Below are 13,698 nucleotides of genomic sequence, written 5' to 3' on the forward strand. Positions count from 1 at the left end.
TTCGGACTCAAGTGAGACCCACGCGCGCCTGATCGTCCGAAGCCTCGTAGTCGCGCAACGCCGTCTCGACGGCCTCGATCATCGCGCCGAGTTGCTGAAGCCCTAGGTCGAGTGCCTGAACGAACGAGCCCGGCCCGCCCACCGCCATCGCAGCGAGGACACTCGTCGCGTCCTGGCTGACGAGATCTGCTGTCGGAGGCTGGACCCGGCCGAGGGACATCGCCTCCTCCTTGATGGAGCGAAGCTCCGCCTCTGCCTCCCGCAACTCCCGAATCGCCTGCGGAGCCTGGTCGAGGTCGATGGTGAACTCGCCGCCGCCGATCTCCGGCGGACGGTGGCGTGGCACGACGCGTCCGTCGGGGAGCGTGATCGGTGAGTCCGCCTGCAGTGGAGGAGGCTGGGGTTCGGTCATCGCGCCGTCCTTCCGCTCGCTGGACCGTCTCGCGGCGACGGTAGCGAGATCCCCGCCGCCGTAGGTGCGAGTCGGGGAGACCGGTCGACCTCCAGGAAGAACGCTTCAGGAGGCGAGACTCTCTGCCTCAGAACGGCCGCCTCCGCCCGGCCGGACCGCCCGCCGCCGGCCGATCCCACGCCCGCGACGCCGGCCTCCCGAGCAGCACCACCTCGGAGGGCGCCGGGTCCAGCATCTCGAGCAGTGCGACGAGATACGGCTGGGCCCGCGTGGCCTCCTTCTCCAAGGAGCGCACGGGTTTCGCCGGGTTGGCGACCCACCACGGCACGACGTTCCAGTGCAGCGAGATGTCGTACTCGAGCTTGGCGCGGTCCGCGGCGACGTAGGTGTTGTGCGCGGTGGGGTCGTTGTTGTGCCTGCTGATGAACCCCGACCCCTCCTCCGCCTCGCCCGATGGGTCCTGGAGCAGCACGAGCACGCGCGCTCCCCGACCGGCGCTCGCCGGGTCGACGTAGGGGAGGTTCTCGTAGGTCGTGTCCCGGACGTGGTCGACCCAGCGGTTGAGCTCGCCCACCATGCCGTCGTAGCGCTGCGCCCAGCGCTCGGCGTGCACGTCGGGGGCGAGATCGCGGCTGAGCAGCTCGCCGCGCTTGTCGGCGAGCTTGTTCCACACCGGGCGCGTCATCAGCGCTTGTCGAGCATCACGACCGGGATGACGCGGTCGGTCTTCTCCTCGTACCCGGCGAACCCGGGGTAGTCCTGCTTCTGCTTCTCCCAGATCGGCTCGCGCTCGTCGGCAGACAGCTCGCGGGCGCGGAGGGTCACGGTGTCGGTGCCGATCTCCGCACTGACGTCCGGGTGCTCGACGATGTTGCGGTACCAGTCGGGGTGGGTGTCGGCGCCGGCCTTCGACGCGAAGACCGCGTACCCGTCGCCCACGGCCTGGTACATCATCGGGGTGACGCGCTCGGTGCCCGACTTGCGCCCGATATGGTGCAGAAGCAGTAACGGCGCGCCCTCGAACGGGCCGCCGACGCGGCCCTCGTTGGCGCGGAACTCCTCGATGATCTGTTGATTCCAGTCGCTCACGCCTTCCATCCTGCCCCGGGCTCGGCTCGAGGATCCGGTCTCCCAGCCCAGATCGACCGACGGGGAGCAGTCGCAGGCGAGCACCGTCCAGGCGGTGCTGCTCCACCGGAACACGGCGTCCTGGCCCCACGCGGCACCGAGCGCGCAGGCGGCGGCATCGTCGAGCCCGGCGACGAGCGCGCCCTCCTCGGCGTGTGCGCCGTCCTCACCGCCGGCCACGCTCCGCCAGTACCGCAGGCCCCGGGCGTCGAGCTGCGCCTCGAGACGGGCCTGCCGTGCCGCGTTCTCGGCCGCGCTCGGGCGCTCGGCGCCCGGGTTGTGCGCGGTGACGACGTGGACGGGCGCGTCGAAGGGAAAGGTGCCGGAGACCTGCCCCGCCGGTCGCGGGCGGAGGATCAGCGCGAGGTCGGGGACGCGCAGGACCGCGCGCGTGTAGTCCTCGGTGCGCGCCGCGCGGGTCATCGGGACGCATTCTGCCGCCGAGTTGTCCACAGGCACGTACCTCGAGGGAACCGATCGGACCTCCCCGCTCTCCAACCCCACGGAGACCCGAGGAGGCAGACATGGCGAAACCCACACGGGCGCGGCGGAGCAGGGAACGGACGGTGGCCGGGCGTCACCACGAGGACAGCGGCGACTTCGTACGCCGCACGCTCGGTCGCCGGGCGGTGCGTGAGGAGCGGTGGGACGGCGAGGTGACCGTCCAGCTGCTCCCGCACCATCTCGCGTCCGGGGAGCTGTCGATGATCGTCGTCGGGCGTGAGATCGAGGTGGCGCCGGCGATCTACGCCGCCGGTTTCCTGCCGGCGCACTCGCAGCGCGAGAGGTGGAAGGTCGACGAGTTCGGGTGCTTCGACGGCCGCGGCTCGCTGATCACGGCGCCTCTCCAGAACGACCTGTGCAGCTGCCGGGTGGACGTCCTCGACGTCGACGGGCGGCTCTTCCCCCTCAACTGGGCCGCGGCGGAGCCTGGCGAGGGACGGCTCTGGGTGGAGGGTGCTCTCTACCTCGATCCGGAGCTCGCGGCCGGGACCGAGCACGGCGAGGCCGTGGCGCTGTGCCGGCGGCACTACCGGGTGCGGGAGATCCGCCGCTATCGGCGCACCACCTACCAGCCGACCGATCCGGTACGCCTCGACGCGGTGCCGGCGCCGGGGGAGGTCACCGAGGAAGCCGTCTACGTGGCCGATCTCCGGCTCGCCGACGACGTCACGTCGCCGCCCCTGGTGGGTGAGGAGGTGGTCGACCGGCATCCGGGTTAGCGGGTTCAGCGACCGCCGCCCCGCGGGCCGCCACCACCGTTGCCGCGATCGCCACCCCGATCGCCACCCCGATCGCCACCCCGATCGCCACCCCGGTCACCGCTCCGATCGCCACCGCGGTCGCCGCGGCCCTCACCGCGGTCACCTTCGCGACCACCTTCGCGACCACCGCCGGGGCCCGCCTCGGCACGGTCGCGATCGCCGCCACCTCGGCCCCCGCTCGAGGCGTTGGCGCGCGGCGACGGGTCGTTGCGGGTCGGCTCGGAAGACGGCGCGCCCGTCGACGAACTCGGGGGTGCGGACGACGAGGGCGGCGAGGTCGAGGGCGGCGAGGTCGAGGGCGGCGGCGCGGAGGTGCTCGACGAGGCTGGTGACGTCGCGCCACCGCCGTGCGTACCGCCACCGGAACCGCCACCGCTCCCGCCGCCGGAAACGCCCCCGCCGGCAGGACCACCGCCGACGTCCGGAGCGACGCCGAGTGCGCCCGCCGGTGCCGGTGCGCTCGCGGCGGCGAGGGAGGGAGGAGCCGCCGAGCCGTCGGACGAGGCCGTCGCTGCGCCGGGCAGTCCGAGATCGACGGTCCTGCCGGCGTCGGGGGCGGGGGCGGCCGGACCCTGCGGGGCGACGCCGGGTCCGGGGATCACCGCGCCGAGACCGGGAGCCGGTCGAGCCGACGGGCCGACCGAGTCGCCGGAGAAGCCGGTGATGTCGCCGATGTCGCCGATGTCGAGGCCGTTGGCGGTCGCGGCGGCCACGCCGAGGGCGGCCGCGGAGGCGGCGACGAGGCAGGCGGCCGCGATCGGGAGGCGACGATCCCGCGGCTCCCCGAGCGGCGGAGTCGTGGCGGCTCCGGACCCCGGTACGGGGGAAGGAGCGAGGGAAGGACCAGCCGAGGGACCCGGGGAGGCGACGGGCGCGGCCGTGGTCGCGGCCGTGGGCTCGGCACCGGTCGCCGCGTTGGTCGCCGCGACGGGCACGACCCGCGACTTCCCCGTCGCGGGCGGCAGCTCCGCCCGCGGACCCAGCGCGGCGATCTCACGAGCCGCGACGACACCGGGGCTCGTGACACTGGCGGGGACACCGAGGAGGTGGGCGAAGGCGAGCGCGCCGTGGACCAGGCGGCGCTCGACGACGTCGACCGGGGCGCTGTCGAGTGCGGCGATCTCGTGGGGCGCCATGCCGCGCGACCAGCGCAGGACGAGCGCCCGGCGCTGCACCGACGGCAGCCCGTCGAGGGCCTGCTGGGCAGGGGAGGAGGTCGCCGCGGTAGCGGCGGCGACCGGCGCCATGACGTCGGTCTGATCGGTCGTGCGAGCGCGGGTGAACCCGTCCGCCCGTCCCGGCACGATCAGCGCGCCGTATCCCGGGGGCGCCGCCCGCCCCGCGGTCACGACTGCCCGGTGTCGTCGATCCGTGCGCCCTGATCGCCGTGCACCGGGTGGACCGCGGTGTTCGCGTCCGGCGCCGCGGCGGCGACGGCGAGGTGGCGCTGGCCGTCGCGGTTCGGGAGCTGGCCGGAGAGCGACTCGAGCAGCCGGCCGAGGTCGGTGCGCACGCCGTCGTGCAGGCCCTTGAGGCGCTGGAGCTCGTTCTCGGCCTCGGTGTGGCGGCGGCGGATGATCGCCTCGGTGTCGTCGCGCCTGCGCTGGGCCTCGGCCTCGGCCTCGCGGGTGATCTGCTCGGCGCCCATGCGGGCCTCGGCGAGGGTCTGCTCGGCCTCCTCGCGGGACGCGGACGCCTGCTCGTCGAGCTCACGCTCGCGCTCGTCGAGGTCGGCGCGCCGGCGCGACGCCTCCTCGTCGAGCGAGGCCCGCCGCGCGGCGAGGTTCTGCTCGATCTCCTGACGGTGTGCGTCCGCCTCCTTGCGCGTGCGCTCCATCAGCGCCGAGGCTTCGCGCGCCGCGGTGGCGCGAGCGTTCGCGGCCTCCTGCTCGGCGACCCGCAGCACGCGTTCGACCCGGTGCCCGAAGCCGTTCTGCACCGCCGCGTCGCCCTGACCCTCGCCCTCGGACGGGCGCTCGGCACGGTTCCGGACACGGGCCAGCTCGGCCTCGGCCTCCTCGGCCCGCTGCTGTTCCTGCCGGTGGGCGTGCTCGAGCATCTCGACGCGGGACAGCAGCGCCTGGACGTGCCCGTCGACCTGGTTCGGGTTGTAACCCCGCTTGGTCAGGTCGAACACGTTGGTCTGAGTGGCATCACCCGACTGGCTCACAGAGCGGACCCTAACTCACCCTTTCGCGCGTTATCACCCCCCATTCGAAACTCTTCGGTGACCTGATCGTGATGAATCTGAACCACACCAGTGCAGTTCATCGCCGGTTCGGTGGACGTCCGATCGGGGGAGACCGCCGGTACCGGGGTCAGGGCGCCGACGGAGACCCCGCGATCAGTCCCGCGAGCAGGGCGATCCGCACCGGGAGGTCGTCCACCACGACGTACTCGTGCTCGGCGTGCGCGCCGCCGCCGCTCGCCCCGAGGCCGTCCAGCACCGGCAGCCCCGCGGCCGCGAGGATGTTGCCGTCGCTGCCGCCGCCGACCTCGCGCGGATCGCATGCGACCCCGAGCGACGACAGCACCGCGCGCGCCCGCTCGACGAGGTCGGGCGCCGGCTCGGACCACGGCGGTCGGTTCCACCCGCCCGCGACCTCCACACGCACCCGGTCGTCGTCCGGTCGCCACGCCGCCAGCGCGTCGCTCACGCGCGACGCCTCCGCCATCGTCCGGGCGCGCACGTCGAGCTCGAGGCGCGCGTGCTCGGCGACGACGTTCGGCCGGGTGCCGCCGGTGAGCACGCCGACGTTCACGGTGGTGCCGTCGGCGGGGGACGCGAGGCCGACCAGATGCGTCGTCAGCGCGGCCAGCGCGTGCACCGCCGAGGCGCCCACCTCCGGGTCCAGCCCGGCGTGGGCCGCCACCCCGGTCGCGGTCACCGTCCAGAGCCCGACGCCCTTGCGCGCGGTCTTCACCGTGCCCGCGACGCCGCCGGGCTCGAGCACGAGCACCGCCGAGGCGCCGGCCGCCGCGTCGACCAGGAACGACCGCGACCCCAGGCTCCCGACCTCCTCGTCGGCGTTGACCAGCAGCCGCACCGAGGGCCGCGGCACCCCGAGCTCGTCGAGCGCCGCGACGGCGTGCACCGCTTGCACGAGGCCGGCCTTCATGTCGAACACCCCGGGCCCGCGCGAGATCCCGCCCGCCACGGAGAACGGCCGGTGTGCGAGCGTCCCGGCGTCGAAGACCGTGTCGAGGTGCCCGAGCAGCACGACCGTCCCGGGCAGCGACCCCGGCGCGTCCACCTGGATCACCGCACCGGGCCCGTCGCCGAGCGTGCGCGCCCGTTCCGCCCGCCACCGCTCCTTCACCCACGGCACCAGCTCGGCCGCACCCCGCGAGAGCAGCAGCGGGTCCGTGCTCGGCGTCTCGGCGTTCACCAGCACGGCCAGGTCGCCGACGACGACGTCGAGGCGCCCCGCGACCAGCGACCGCACCGCGGACATCAGACCCCCAACGGAATGCGCAACACGATCCACACCACGAACAGCACCACCCAGACCGCGAACATCGTCATCGCGATCGGCAACGTCATCGAGACCAGCGTGCCGATCCCCGCCGACCGCCGGTACTGCTGCAGGAAGCCCAGCGTCACCGCGAAGTACGGGCTCATCGGGGTCAGGACGTTGGCGATCGAGTCGCCGATGCGGAACGCGGCCTGGCTGGCGGCGGCGTCGATCCCGACGAGCAGCAGCATCGGCACGATCACCGGCGCGAGCAGCGACCACTGCGCCGACCCGCTCGTGATCACCAGACCGAGCAGGAAGATCAGCAGGATGCTCAGGACGAGCAGCACGGGCGCGGGCGCGCCGATCGCCCGCAGCCCGTCGGAGCCGGTCACCGCGAGCCACTGACCGATGCCGGTCCAGGAGAACCACGCCAGGAACTGCGCGATCACGAAGAACAGCACGAGCAGCGGCGCGACCTCGCCCATCCCGTCGCGCATCATCGCCGGCACGTCGCCGGCGCGCGTGATGCTGCCCGTCGCCGCTCCGTAGGCGATCCCGACCGCGGTGAAGCCGACCAGCAGGACCACCGCGATGGACGAGATGAACGGCGACTGGATGATCCCGCCGCCCTCGGGGTCGCGCAGTGGGGCGCCCGGCGGCAGCCACGCCAGCGCGCACACGGCGAGGAAGACGACGAACGTCACGGCCGCGACCTTGAGCCCGCGCACCTCGACGGCCGAGACGGTGAGGTCGGCGTCGTCACCCGACGTGGACGGGGCCTCGTCCACCGCCCCCAGCTTCGGCTCCACGACCTTGTCGACCACGACCGCCGCGGCGAGCGCGACGACGATCGCCGAGGCGATCGAGAACCAGTAGTTCGACAGCGCCGTCAGCTCGACGGTGGGGTCGACGATCGCCGCGGCACGGTTCGTGATGCCGGCGAGCAGGACGTCGGTGGCGGTCAGGAAGATGCTCGCGTCGTAGCCCGCGCCGACCGCGACGAACGCCGCCACCGCGCCGACGGCGGGGCTGCGCCCCAGCGTCCGGAAGATCATCGCGCCGAGCGGGATCAGCACCATGTACGCCGCGTCGGACGCCACCGACCCGCTGACCCCGGTGAGCATCAGCGCCGGCGTCACCAGCCGGCGCGGCGCCCGCAGCACCGTCACCCGCAGCAGCGTCGGCAGCAGTCCCGAGCGGTCGGCGACGGCGATGCCGAGCAGCACCGCGATGATCGTCCCGAGCGGCGGGAACTCGACGAAGTTCTCGATCGCCGACCCGAGCGCGAACCGCAGACCCTCGCCGGAGAGCAGGCTGCGCACCGGCGTCGGCGCCGGAGCACCCGGTACCTGCGCCGACAAGCCGACCGCGGACAGGATCGCCGAGAGCACCGCCAGCACGCCCGCGAGCAGCACGAACAGCAGCACCGGGTCGGGCAGCTTGTTGCCGACCCGCTCCACGAACCCGAGGAACCCCCGCAGGCGCTCCGGTTCGGCTTCCGCCTCGGTCGCCATCGCGCCCCCCCGCCGGTCACGGTGTGTCCCCGACCGGTGACCCTCCCCGATCGGGTGGACGCGATCAAGGCGTTACGACCAGACCAGCTCCGCGGTCCGCACGACGATCTCGAGCTTGCGCCGCTGGTCGTCCTCGGAGAGCTCGTTGCCCTCCCACGTGCTGGCGAACCCGCACTGCGGGCTCAGGGCGAGGCGCTCGAGGGGCAGCTCCGCCGTCGCCTCGTCCACCCGCCGTCGCAGGTCGTCCACCGACTCCAGCTCGGGGTGCTTGGTGGTGACGAGCCCGAGCACGACCGTGGTCTCTGGCCGCACATGGCGCAGCGCGGTGAACCCGCCGGCGCGGGCGTCGTCGTACTCCAGCAGCAGCCGGTCGTAGTGCGCCTCGGAGAAGAGGACCTCGCCCATCTCGTCGTAGGGCACCGAGCTCTCGTACATGCTGCGGTAGTTGCCGCGGCAGATGTGGATGCCGGTGACGACGTCGTCTCCCAGCCCGTCGAACACGCGCCGGTCGGTCCGCATGTAGGACGCGAGCTGCTCCTGCCACCGGTCGGGGTCTCCGAAGAGGCGCCGGTCGTCGAGGAACGTGTACTTCGGCGCGTCGAGCTGCAGGTACCGCACGCCGGCGTCGGCGAGCGCCCGCGCCTGCCGGTTCATGATCGCGACGAGGTCGTCGAGGAACTCCTGCGGGTCGGGGTAGGCCTGGTCGGAGACCCCGGCGGTCCAGTAGCTCAGGAAGTTCGTCGGGACGGGCAGCGTCACCTTCACCGGGCGGTCGGCGTGGGCGAGCACGAAGCCTGCCTCGACGTCGACGAGGCTCCCGCGCGGGGTGAGGCGGGACGCCACCACCGGCGAGGTGTGCGAGGCGGTCCGGCCGTCGGGGGCGGTCCACGTCCGCGTGAAGCCTTCGGGGTCGAAGCCGTCGGTGACGTCGAGAACCGGGCCGTGCCAGATGCGTCGGCGCATCTCGCCGTCCCCGACGACGGGCAGGCCGACCGATCGCTGCAGCTCCAGGACGTCGAGCACCGCCTGGTCTTGGAGCGACCGCAGGTCGGACACCCCGGATTCCATCGCCTCGCGCAACGCAGGAGGCCGCAGGAACGACCCCACCGTCTCCGCGCGGATCGTGGGGAGACGGAGCTCGCGGGGCTCGACCCCGGTCGAGGGCTCAGCCATCCCGGCGCACCCTCTCCGCGGCCTGGGCGGCGGCCGTCATCTTGGCGATCGCGAGATTGCGCGGCACGCGGCGCAGCCCACAGTCGGTCGAGATCTCCAGGGCCTCGGGGTTCCGGTACGTGAGGCACGTGCGCAGGCGCTCGACCAGGTCGTCCGGGGTCTCGGCGTAGTGGGTCTTGATGTCGACCAGGCCCGCCGAGAGGATTCGCGCCGGGTCCCACTGCCCGACGAGGTCGATCTCGGCCATCTCCCGCCCACCGAACTCCAGGCTGAACCCGTGGACGTTCGCGCTCAGCAGCGTCGGGAAGAGCCAGCGGTAGGTCCGCTTGGCGTAGGGCAGGCGGCGGAACGAGCCGAAGCAGATGTGCACGGTGAAGGTGCAGCCGTCGAACCCGTCGACCACCCTGTTGATGATCTCGACCATCGAGGCCGGGCTGCGGTCGTCGTCGGCGACCGCTGGGGTGATCGGCTCCTCGAGCTGGATGTAGTCGCAGCCGGCGTCGAGCAGCTCCTGGATGTGCCCGCGCAGTGCCGGCACGAGCGCCTCCGCGCACGCCTTGCGCGAGGGATAGACGTCGCGGAAGTCCAGCTCGGTCGTCATCCCGTACGGGCCGGGCATGCCGACGCGCGGGCGGCGGTCGGTGGCGGCGCGCAGGAAGCGGTACTCGCCGACGAAGTCCCACATCCAGCTCAGCTCGTCGAGCGGCTGGGTGACCTTCCAGACGTCGAGCATGTCGTAGCCCAGCGCGCCGAGACGCCGCGGCGCCGGCTGCAGCTCGAGGCCGGGCAGCGCGGCGGTGATGTTCTCGATCCAGCCGCGGCGGCGGTGCTCGCCGTCGGTGACGATGTCGAGCCCGCAGCGCTCCTGGTCGTCGATCGCGAGGCGGCAGTAGTCGTCGTAGAGCTCGCGCTCGTCGTCCGGCCCGAAGCGGCCCGCGGCCTCGGCCGGTTCGACGACCTCCCACCAGCCTGGGCGCGCCCAGCCGCCGGTGGTCGTCACGGCGATCTCGGTGTTGACGGTCATCAGCCCTCCTCGAAGCGCATGCCGGTGGCGGCGAGGAGCTCGTCGTGGACACCGCCGCCGGTGCTGGCCACGACGTCGTAGCGGGTGGAGGCGTCGCGGACCTCGCCGCCGAAGTCGGTGACGCGCCCGCCGGCCTCCTCGACGAGCAGCCGGCCGCCGGCGACGTCCCACGGCGGCATGTCGCGCTCGACGTAGCCGCCGAGGTGACCGGCCGCGATGTGCGCCATGACCAGGGCCGGCGCCCCGGGGAAGCGCACGCCGCCGGACACCGTGAGCATCGCCCGCATGAGCCGGGCGAACTCGGCGATCACGACCGGGTCGGACGACTGCGCCTGCACGACCACGACGACCTCGGCCGCCCGTGCCGCCGGGGACACCTGCAGCGGACGCCCGTTGCACGTCGCTCCGCCGCCGCGGGTGGCGCTGAACAGCTCGTCGCGCAGCGGGTCGTAGACCGCGGCGACGACCGGGTCGCCGTCGAGCGTCACCGACACCGCCGTCGCGAACCACGGGAAGCCGTCGATGAACGCGCGGGTGCCGTCGAGCGGGTCGACCCACCAGCACAGTCCCTCGCGGGGCGGCAGGAGACGCAGCGCAGCGGAGCTCGACCCGTCCGGACCAGCCTCGGGCGCGTCCTCCTCGCCGAGCACGACGTCGTCGGGGCGCTCGGCCTGGATGGCCGCGATCACGGCCTCCTGCGCGGCCAGGTCGGCCGAGGAGCTGACGTCGACGCGGGCGTCCTTGAGCGTGACCTCGAGGATCGTGTCCTGGTGGTCGAGCAGGACGGCGCCGCCGGCGCGGGCGGCGCGTTCGGCGACACCCGCGAGATCGGCCAGGTCGATCACCCCAGCACCTCCACCACGCCGCGGTCGCCGTCGATGCGCACGCGGTCCCCGGTGGTGATGGTCGACGTCGCCACGCCGGTGCCGACCACGCAGGGCAGGCCGTACTCGCGGGCGATGATCGCGGTGTGTGACAGCGTGCCGCCGGTGTCGGTGACGCACCCTCGGACCAGCCCGAACACCGGGGTCCACTCGGTGGTCGTGCCGCCGCAGACGAGGATGTCGCCGTCGCGGACCTGGTCGATGTCCTGCGCCGCGCGGACGACCCGCGCGGTGCCGACGACCGTGCCGCGCGACGCCGCGAACCCCGACAGCGTCGCCGTGGCCCGCTGCCCCTTGATCGTCGCGAAGTAGTCGGGGGTGAGGCCGAACAGCTCGGTCATGATCGGGTCGTTGACGGCGTCCGGCACGGTCCCGACCACCGGCGGCAGCTCGCTCCCGCGCGCCGACCAGTGGTCGTAGTAGTCGCGGCGGGCGACGACCAGGGAGCGGCAGTCGGCCGGGCCGCCGCCGGTGAGCAGGTCGAGCAGCTCGTGGCGGAAGAGGAAGAAGGCGTCCTCGCGGGCGTCGAGCACGCCGTCGGCGACGAGCCGGTCGGCCGCCGCGAGCGTCAGGCGCCGGATCGGCAGGTGGATACGGCGGTCGATGAGGAAGTTGTGCTCCTCGTTCCACCAGACGAAGTTGGCGGACCGGTTGGACGCGAGGGCCTCGTCGAACCGCTGACGGTCGTCCTCGGCCAGCGCGGCGCGGGCCTCGTCGACGAGACGGTCGCGCTCGGCGAGCACCTCGCGCCGGGCGGCGGCGAAGTCGTGGCCCTCGGGGCGGGTGAGGAACTCGCGGATCGTGCCCAGCGGCGTCGCCGGGTGCTCGGCCCACGACGGCCGGTCCATCGTCGCGGTCTCGTCGGTGCGCTGGCCCCAGACCGCGAGGAACTCCTCGAGCTCGCCCCACCACTGCGTGCCGCCGGGGGTCCCCTCCAGCGCCGCCCGGACGCCCTCGACGGTCGGCGCCGCGAGCGCCTCGGCGACCCCGAGCTCGCGGGCCCGCCCGGCGAGGCGCCAGAGGCCCTCGTCGGTCCGCAGGTAGGCGGTCTCCTCGCCGGCGAGCCATTTCGGGATCTGGCCGGTCTCCAGCCCGAGGTCGCTGACCAGCTGGAACAGCGCGACGTAGTTGGCCGCGAGCAGGTACATGACCTCGAAGTGCACGCCCCAGCCGCGCCGGTGGAAGGCGATCGCGTCGACGAGCGCGGCGTGCAGCTCCGCGCGGCTCGACCCGTCGACGTCGAGGCCGTCGAAGTGCGTGTAGGCGGCCTCGAGCTCGCCGCGGTAGCCCGACCAGTAGCTCTCGAAGTCGGCCAGCCGCGGGCCGGCGAACGCCCCGAAGCGCTCGGCGCGCGCGCCCATCTGCCACAGCGAGGTGATCGGGCACTGGCCGAGGTAGACGTGGACGCCGGCGATCCGGTTGACCATCCCGGCGGTCGGCGGGATCCCGACGATCTCGGCGCCGTACTGCGTGCCCCAGGTCTGCGCGTCCTCGAGCAGCGCCATGCTCGCCGGGGTGATGCCCTCGGCGAAGTGCTGCGAGTCGCGCATCCAGAAGCGGCCCTCGTCGGCGCGCGTGAACGGCGCCAGCGGCTCGGCGAGGAACGGCCGGGACTCCAGCCGCGGCTCGTACCCGGGATAGAAGTCGCCGTCGGCGTACTCGCCGAGGGGGATGAACGTCGTCGACTGCGGCTCGGTCCCTGTCTCTGTTTCTGTCACCGGCTCACGTCCTCGTGCCCAGGGGTGCGGTGCGACGGACGCTAGGAGCGGGCCGTCGCCACCCGGTAGCCGCTTCCGGCGACGCTGTCCGGTTCCGGCGGGCCGGATGTGGCCCTTGACACCTCCGGACCGTCCGGCCAGCGTCGAGGGCGGCCCGAGGAGGTGACGCAGTGCTGCGTGGCGGCTTCCGCACGGCCGACCCCGACGAGGCCCACGAGCGCACCGAGCCGCTCATGACCGGCCACCGCATGGCCGTGAGCCGCGACGGCGCCGCGTTCGGGGCCGACGTCCGGTGGGTCGGGGGTGAGGGCCTGGGTCTGCTGCGGTTCTCCTACGGCGCCGCCGTCGAGATCCGCTCCCACCCCCTCGACGCCTTCGCCACCGTGCACCTGCCGGTGCGCGGCGGCTTCCGCGCCGAGCACCGCGGCATGCGCGTGCGCGCCGACACCGCGTACGGGGCGGTGTTCTCGTCGTCCGGGCCGCTGACGATGCGGTGGGACGCGGGCCTCGACCTGCTGGTCCTCAAGATCGACCGTGCCGACCTCGAACGGGAGCTCGGCGCGCTGCTCGGCCGGGCACCCGACGGCCCGCTCACCTTCGACCTCGAGATGCCCCGTGCCGGGGGCACCGTGAGCGGGGCCGCGGAGCTGGTGCGCAGCACGTGCGCGGCGGCCGGTCCCGAGGGTCCGCCGCCGCGGGTGTGGGCGGCGCTGAAGAACGCGGCCGCGACGGCGCTGCTGCTCGGGCATCCGCACTCGTTCACCGACGCCCTGCGCGCCCCGGTGCCGCCCGCGTCGTCGACGGTCGTGCGCCGGGTGCTCGATCGCGCGGCCGCGGATCCCGCCCGCCCCCCGACCGCCCCCGAGCTCGCGCGCCTGACCGGTGTCAGCGAGCGCACCCTGCGGACGGTCTTCCACGCGGAGTTCGGTGTGGGACCGGTGACCTACCTGCGCCGCCGGCGCCTCGACGCCGTCCACCGGGAGCTCGCCGACCTCGACCCGGCGGGTGCGACGACCGTCGCCGACGTCGCCCACCGGCACGGGTTCGCGCACGCGGGACGTTTCGCCGCCGAGTACCGGACCCGGTTCGGGGAGACCCCGAGCACGACGTTGGGTCGCTGAG

General features: G+C 73.7%; 13 protein-coding genes. 2 read left to right on the plus strand and 11 right to left on the minus strand.

Translation table 11 applies throughout. The annotated features are described in order from the left end of the window. Window positions 1–7 precede the first annotated feature (7 nt). From AC2A1K_RS11925 to AC2A1K_RS11935, 3 genes are all read right to left on the minus strand, one after another. Entirely contained in the window at window positions 8–412 is a 405-nt protein-coding gene (locus AC2A1K_RS11925; RefSeq protein WP_483896507.1) for a hypothetical protein, read from the minus strand. A gap of 127 nt (window positions 413–539) precedes the next feature. Then, window positions 540–1,097 (minus strand): uracil-DNA glycosylase family protein, encoded by a 558-nt coding sequence (locus tag AC2A1K_RS11930; protein ID WP_483896508.1) that lies wholly within the window; start codon window positions 1,095–1,097, stop codon window positions 540–542. Beyond that, a complete protein-coding gene (locus tag AC2A1K_RS11935; RefSeq protein ID WP_483896509.1) occupies window positions 1,097–1,963 on the minus strand; it encodes a nitroreductase/quinone reductase family protein in 867 nt (288 codons plus the stop codon). Before AC2A1K_RS11935 ends, AC2A1K_RS11930 begins: the two co-directional genes overlap by 1 nt. Window positions 1,964–2,064: 101 nt before the next feature. On the opposite strand from AC2A1K_RS11935, the gene AC2A1K_RS11940 reads away from it, so the two are divergent. Then, window positions 2,065–2,763 (plus strand): hypothetical protein, encoded by a 699-nt coding sequence (locus AC2A1K_RS11940; protein ID WP_483896510.1) that lies wholly within the window; start codon window positions 2,065–2,067, stop codon window positions 2,761–2,763. 5 nt (window positions 2,764–2,768) lie between these two features. On the opposite strand, the gene AC2A1K_RS11945 is transcribed toward AC2A1K_RS11940, so the two are convergent. The 8 genes from AC2A1K_RS11945 to AC2A1K_RS11980 all read right to left on the minus strand — a co-directional run bounded on the left by AC2A1K_RS11945 (window position 2,769) and on the right by AC2A1K_RS11980 (window position 12,576). After that, the gene (locus AC2A1K_RS11945) at window positions 2,769–4,154 is read right to left on the minus strand and encodes a hypothetical protein (protein WP_483896511.1); all 1,386 of its coding nucleotides are present in this window, start codon (window positions 4,152–4,154) and stop codon (window positions 2,769–2,771) included. Then, on the minus strand, window positions 4,151–4,975 hold the full coding sequence (locus tag AC2A1K_RS11950) for a hypothetical protein (protein WP_483896512.1): 825 nt from the start codon (window positions 4,973–4,975) through the stop codon (window positions 4,151–4,153). The genes AC2A1K_RS11945 and AC2A1K_RS11950 overlap by 4 nt, the downstream gene beginning before the upstream one ends. A gap of 148 nt (window positions 4,976–5,123) precedes the next feature. Continuing rightward, window positions 5,124–6,260, minus strand: coding sequence for a M20/M25/M40 family metallo-hydrolase (locus tag AC2A1K_RS11955; RefSeq protein WP_483896513.1), 1,137 nt, complete (start codon window positions 6,258–6,260; stop codon window positions 5,124–5,126). Further along, a complete protein-coding gene (locus tag AC2A1K_RS11960) occupies window positions 6,260–7,777 on the minus strand; it encodes an AbgT family transporter (protein ID WP_483896514.1) in 1,518 nt (505 codons plus the stop codon). The genes AC2A1K_RS11955 and AC2A1K_RS11960 overlap by 1 nt, the downstream gene beginning before the upstream one ends. Before the next feature lie 72 nt (window positions 7,778–7,849). Further along, window positions 7,850–8,950 (minus strand): cobalamin-independent methionine synthase II family protein, encoded by a 1,101-nt coding sequence (locus AC2A1K_RS11965; protein WP_483896515.1) that lies wholly within the window; start codon window positions 8,948–8,950, stop codon window positions 7,850–7,852. Beyond that, window positions 8,943–9,974: a hypothetical protein gene (locus AC2A1K_RS11970; protein ID WP_483896516.1), complete on the minus strand. Its 1,032-nt coding sequence runs from the start codon at window positions 9,972–9,974 to the stop codon at window positions 8,943–8,945. Before AC2A1K_RS11970 ends, AC2A1K_RS11965 begins: the two co-directional genes overlap by 8 nt. After that, window positions 9,974–10,819, minus strand: coding sequence for an inositol monophosphatase family protein (locus AC2A1K_RS11975; RefSeq protein ID WP_483896517.1), 846 nt, complete (start codon window positions 10,817–10,819; stop codon window positions 9,974–9,976). The genes AC2A1K_RS11970 and AC2A1K_RS11975 overlap by 1 nt, the downstream gene beginning before the upstream one ends. Further along, complete coding sequence (locus AC2A1K_RS11980; RefSeq protein ID WP_483896518.1) at window positions 10,816–12,576, minus strand: PEP-utilizing enzyme; 1,761 nt, start codon at window positions 12,574–12,576, stop codon at window positions 10,816–10,818. Before AC2A1K_RS11980 ends, AC2A1K_RS11975 begins: the two co-directional genes overlap by 4 nt. A 170-nt stretch (window positions 12,577–12,746) precedes the next feature. On the opposite strand from AC2A1K_RS11980, the gene AC2A1K_RS11985 reads away from it, so the two are divergent. Then, on the plus strand, window positions 12,747–13,697 hold the full coding sequence (locus AC2A1K_RS11985; RefSeq protein WP_483896519.1) for an AraC family transcriptional regulator: 951 nt from the start codon (window positions 12,747–12,749) through the stop codon (window positions 13,695–13,697). Window position 13,698: the final 1 nt, after the last annotated feature.

This window comes from Actinomycetospora sp. 2LY8.5, from assembly GCF_057180585.1.